Genomic DNA, 5056 nt, shown 5'->3' on the forward strand with positions numbered 1-5056 from the left:
CTGCGCGAGGGCCGCCTGCAGCAGGTGGACACCCCCAAGAACCTGTTCAACAACCCGGTCAACCTGTTCGTCGCCGGGTTCATCGGCTCGCCCGCGATGAACTTCGTCATGGCCGAGCTGCAGCGCGACGGCGACGGCGGGGTGCTCAAGTTCGCCGACCACACCATCAACGTCCCCGCCGGGGTGGTGGCCTCCCGCGACGGGCTCAAGGACTACTTCGGGCGCCAGCTGATCCTGGGCATCCGCCCCTCCGACTTCGACGACGCCGCCCACGCCCCGCACGAGGGCGCGGACATGCGGGTCACCGCCGACGTGACCGAGGAGCTGGGCACCGAGATCAACGTGATCTTCAGCGTCGACGCCCCGCCGGTGCAGCACGAGGAGGCGGCGGCGCTGGCGGCCGACGCCTCGGGCGACGGCGACGAGGAGTCCTCCTCGGCGGCGCTCCCGCTGGCGGGCGACAAGTCGGTGTTCACCGCGCGCGTCAACCCGCGCAGCGATGTGCGGCCGGGGCAGCCGCTCACCCTGTCGGTGGACGTCACCCAGCTCCACTTCTTCGACAAGGACAGCGGCCTGGCCCTCGGCCACCCGGAAAACCGCTGAGGCCCCCGCGGGCGCGGGGAGGGGCGGGGCGCGGGACGCACGCCCCCGCCCCCGCCCGTCCGGCGGCTACTTGACCGCGCCCGCCATGACGCCCTGCACGAAGTAGCGCTGGAAGGCGAAGAACACCACCAGCGGCACCACCATGGAGATGAAGGCGCCCGAGGAGATCACGTCGATGTTCGCCCCGAACTGGCGCATCTCGGCCTGCAGGGCCTTGGTCATCGGCTGGTTGGCGGCGTCGGCGAACACCAGCGCCACCAGCAGGTCGTTCCACACCCACAGGAACTGGAAGATCGTCAGCGACGCGATGGCCGGCCCGCCCAGCGGCAGGATCACCCGCCGGAAGATCGTCAGCTCCCGGCCGCCGTCCATCCGCGCCGCCTCCAGCAGGTCCCGCGGGATGGCCGCGAAGAAGTTGCGCAGCAGGAAGATCGCGAACGGCAGCCCGAACCCCACATGGAACAGCACCACCCCCGCGATCGACCCGTAGATCCCGGCCCCGCCGTAGAGCTGGGCGATCGGCACCAGGGCCACCTGGATGGGCACCACCAGCAGCCCGACCACGCCCAGGAAGAGCCAGTCGCGGCCGGGGAACTCCATCCACGCGAACGCGTACCCCGCCAGCGACGCGATCACCACGATCAGCAGGGTGGCGGGCACGGTGATCAGGACCGTGTTCCAGAACGACCCCACGAAGGCGGGGTTGTCCAGCAGCCCGGCGTAGTTCTCCAGGGTCAGCTCGGCCGGGCGCGCCAGCACGGTCCACCACCCCGAGGAGGCGTTGTCGGCCGGGGCGCGCAGGCTGGACACGAACAGGCCCAGCGTGGGCACCAGCCAGAACAGCGCGATCAGCACCAGGAGCAGCTGGACCGCGCCCGAGCCCAGCCGGGCGGCCGCCCGCGCGGCCGCCGACCGCCGGAGCGCCCCCTCGGCGCCGTCGGGATCGGGCAGCGGGTCCGGCCCCGCACCCGGGGGCGCCGTGGTCGCAGCGTCGTCGCTCATGAGTTCTCCCGGCGGAACCGTCGGATCTGGAACACCATCGCGGGCACGACCAGCACCAGCAGGAACACCGCCAGCGCGCTGCCCATCCCCTGGTCGTTGGCGCCGAAGGCCACCCGCCACATCTCCACCGCCAGCACGTTGGCGTCGGCCTGCACCGACCCGGGGGCGATGACGAAGACCAGGTCGAAGATCTTGAGCACGTAGATCATCAGGGTCACGAACACCACCATCAGCACCGGCGACAGCAGCGGCACGGTGACCCGGCGGAAGACCTGCCACTCGGTGGCGCCGTCCACCCGCGCCGCCTCCAGGGCGTCCCGGGGGATGGCCGACAGCCCCGCGGCGATGAGCACCATGGCGAAGCCCGCCCACACCCACAGGTAGGCGCCGATGATCGCCGGAGTGACCAGCGTCGGCCCGAGCCAGGTGACGCCCCCGTAGGGCTCGGTGAAGTCGCGGGGGTCCAGCTCCACGGTGTAGGCGCCGTCGGCCACGCCCTCGAACGAGAAGGTGCCGTCGTCGGCGGTCTCGGTGGTGGCGGCGGTCGCGCCGCCGTCGTCGACGAGGCGCACCCCGACGCCGGGCAGTCCGCGCTCCTCGGGGTCGACGGCCCCCTCCGCGCCTCCCCCGCCCGGGGTGAAGTCCAGCCACACGGTGCCCGTGACCGCGCCGTCGGCGGCGGCGCCGGGCTCCGCTGCGGGCTCGGCCGAGGCGGGCAGGTCGTCGGCGGCGATCCCGACCAGGGGCACCAGGGCGGGCTCGCCGCCCGGCGACACCTGCGCGGCGAGGCGGTAGCCGCCGTCGGCGGGCTCCACGCCCGAGCCCTCGCGGGGGCTCGCGTCCGGGAAGTCCCCGGCCGGGGCCACGGTGTCCTGCACGGTGGTGATGACCGCGTTGGCCAGCCCGCGCTCGGGGTCCTGCTCGTAGACGAGGCGGAAGATGACGCCGGAGGCCAGGAAGGACACCGCCATCGGCATGAAGACCACGAGTTTGAACGCGGTGGCCCAGCGGATGCGCTCGGTGAGCACCGCGAAGACCAGCCCGGCGACGGTGACGACGACGGGCGCGACCACCACCCACACCACGTTGTTGCGCAGGGCCACGAACGTGGGCGGGTTGGTGAACATCCGCACGTAGTTGTCGAGCCCCACGAAGGTCGTACCGGGGGCGTCCCACAGGCTCCGGTAGACGGAGAACCCGATGGGGTACAGCATGTAGGCGCCGAGGAACAGCAGGGCGGGCAGCAGGAAGGCCAGCGCCATCCAGCTCGGCGGGCCCAGCGCTCCCGCGCGTCCGGGCTCGTGCCCTTCAGGGGCGTTCTCCCCGGGCCCGGGCGGGCCGGGGTCCGCGGGGCCGTGTTCGGTGGTGGCGCCGCCGCCCGCGTCCGGCGGCTGGGGGGTGTGGGCCATCGCGGTGCGGCGCGGCCCGCCGGTGGGCGCGCCGCGCGCCCTCCTCTCCGGTTGTGCGAGGTGCCGAAGGGGCGGCGGGCCCGGCGGCCCCGGGGTGCGGGGGCCGCCGGACCCGGCCGGGTCAGTACGCCTCTTGCGCGGCGTCCTCCAGGTCCTGTGCGGTCGCCTCGGGGTCGCCCGGGTCGCGCAGGAAGTCCTGCAGCACGGCCCACATGCCGCGGCCCTCGGTGGCGCCGAACTGGCTGGGCACCTGGTCGGACATGTCGTAGCGGACGTCCTCGCCGGCGTCCAGGACGGTCTGCGAGAGCTGCCGGGTGAAGTCGTCGGCGTAGGCGTCGGGCTGCACCTGGGAGTTGGCCGACAGGTAGCCGCCCAGCCCCGCCCAGGTGGTCTGGGCCTCGGCCGAGGCCAGGTAGGCCAGCAGCTCCTGGGTGCCCTCGTTCTCGCTCATGGCCACCGCGATGTCGCCGCCGACGACCACCGGGGCCGCGTCGCCGACCGCGGGGAAGGGGAAGGCCTGGGCGGTCTCGCCGACGGTGGCCCCGGCCTCGGCGGCGCTGGCGGCGACGAAGTCGGCCTCGTAGACCATGGCGGCCTCCTGCTGCCCGTAGACCTGGGTGACGCAGGTGGGGAAGTCGGTCTGCACGGCGCCGTCGGTGCCGCCGGCCATGTAGTCGCCCTCGCCCCAGACCTCGGCCATGGTCTCCAGCGCGTCGACCACCGACGGGTCGGTCCAGGGGATCTCGTGCGCGGTGAGCCGGTCGTACTTCTCGGGCCCGGCCTGGGAGAGGTAGACGTTCTCGAACCAGTCGGTGAGCGTCCACCCCGACGCCCCGCACATCGCGAACGGCGTCTCCCCGGCGTCGGAGAGGGTGGAGGCGGTGGTGCCCACCATGTCGTCCCAGGTCTTCGGGGGCTGCACCCCGGCGGCGTCGAAGGCCTCGGGGCGGTACCAGATGATGGACTTGTGGGCGGCCTTGAGCAGGATGCCGTAGGCCTCCCCGTCGACCGACCCCAGGTCGCTCCAGTAGCCGGTGTAGTTCTCCTCCAGGGCGGCCGCGGCGTCGCCGGACAGCGGCACCAGGGCGTCCTGGGCGGCGTACTCCTCCAGCAGGCCGGGCTGGGGCAGCAGCGCCACGTCCGGCGGCTCGCCCGCCTCGATCTTGGGGCCGAGGTAGGCGCCGGTGTCCTCGCCGGTCGGCTCGTACTCGACGGTGGCGCCGGTCTGCTCCTCGAAGCCGCTGAGCACCTCGACGAAGTTGTCCTGCTCCACGCCGGTCCACTTGGCGGCGACCTTCAGCTGCACGCCCTGCAGGTCCCCGCCGTTGGGGGCACCGCCGCCGCCGGGCGCGCACCCGGCGGCCAGCAGGGCGCCCGCGGCGGCGACGGCGGCGCCGCGCAGCCTCCACGCGTGTTCAGTCATCGCCCACCTCTCTGGAGTCCGATTCCCCGGGTTCCCCCCAGATCCCGGCACCGCTGTCAGGGTCGAAGAAGTACAGCCGCCCGGTGTCGACCCGGATCCGCACCGGGTCCCCTTCCGCCACCCGCGAGCGGGGGCTGAACTTGGCGATCATGGCGCCCCCGCCGGGGGCGGGCCCGTCGTCGGCTCCCGCGTCCCGGGCCAGCTCGCGGGTGTCCTCGGTGACCACGGGCGGGGCGTCGACGGCGAAGTGCACCAGCAGCTCCGCGCCGAGCGCCTCCACCAGGTCGGCGGTGGAGGACAGCACCGCCGCGCCGCCCGCGGGCGGGGCCGCGGGCCCGGCGCCGTCCAGGTCGGCGTCGTCCATGTCCTCGGGGCGGATGCCCACGGCGACCTCGCGGCCGAGGTAGCCGCGCAGCGCGGGGCGTTCGGCCACCAGCGCGCGGGGCACGCCGAGGGCCTGGTCGCCGAGGTGGAGGAGGGCGCCGTCGCCGTCGCCCTCCAGGCGCCCCTGGAGCAGGTTCATGGCGGGCGAGCCGATGAACCCGGCGACGAACAGGTTCACGGGGCGCTCGTAGAGCTCCTGGGGCGGGGCGACCTGCTGCAGCACGCCCTTCTTCAT

Annotated in this window: 3 protein-coding genes and 2 pseudogenes; 1 reads left to right on the forward strand and 4 read right to left on the reverse strand. The window is 73.9% G+C overall.

From position 1 onward, the window contains the following. Positions 1-603 (forward strand): annotated as a pseudogene (locus tag O4U47_RS31025) (ABC transporter ATP-binding protein); the annotation flags it as partial. 66 nt (positions 604-669) lie between these two features. On the opposite strand, the gene O4U47_RS31030 reads toward O4U47_RS31025, so the two are convergent. The 4 genes and pseudogenes from O4U47_RS31030 to O4U47_RS31045 all read right to left on the reverse strand — a co-directional run. Then, positions 670-1605: a carbohydrate ABC transporter permease gene (locus O4U47_RS31030; protein ID WP_270681565.1), complete on the reverse strand. Its 936-nt coding sequence runs from the start codon at positions 1603-1605 to the stop codon at positions 670-672. Then, entirely contained in the window at positions 1602-3014 is a 1413-nt protein-coding gene (locus O4U47_RS31035) for an ABC transporter permease (RefSeq protein WP_270681566.1), read from the reverse strand. The genes O4U47_RS31030 and O4U47_RS31035 overlap by 4 nt, the downstream gene beginning before the upstream one ends. A gap of 121 nt (positions 3015-3135) precedes the next feature. Next, positions 3136-4437, reverse strand: a complete 1302-nt coding sequence (locus tag O4U47_RS31040) for an ABC transporter substrate-binding protein (protein WP_270681567.1) — start codon at positions 4435-4437, stop codon at positions 3136-3138. After that, positions 4430-5056: pseudogene (locus tag O4U47_RS31045) on the reverse strand (ABC transporter ATP-binding protein); the annotation flags it as partial. The pseudogene O4U47_RS31045 and the gene O4U47_RS31040, both read right to left, overlap by 8 nt.

It is taken from the genome of Nocardiopsis suaedae (assembly GCF_027706745.1).
In the GTDB taxonomy this organism is placed as follows: Bacteria; Actinomycetota; Actinomycetes; order Streptosporangiales; family Streptosporangiaceae; genus Nocardiopsis_A; species Nocardiopsis_A suaedae.

Excerpts from the sequence above, each read along its gene's own strand:
- O4U47_RS31030 (WP_270681565.1), bottom strand. The coding sequence starts at position 1,605 with ATGAGCGACGACGCTGCGACCACGGCGCCCCCGGGTGCGGGGCCGGAC.
- O4U47_RS31035 (WP_270681566.1), bottom strand. The coding sequence starts at position 3,014 with ATGGCCCACACCCCCCAGCCGCCGGACGCGGGCGGCGGCGCCACCACC.
- O4U47_RS31040 (WP_270681567.1), bottom strand. The coding sequence starts at position 4,437 with ATGACTGAACACGCGTGGAGGCTGCGCGGCGCCGCCGTCGCCGCCGCG.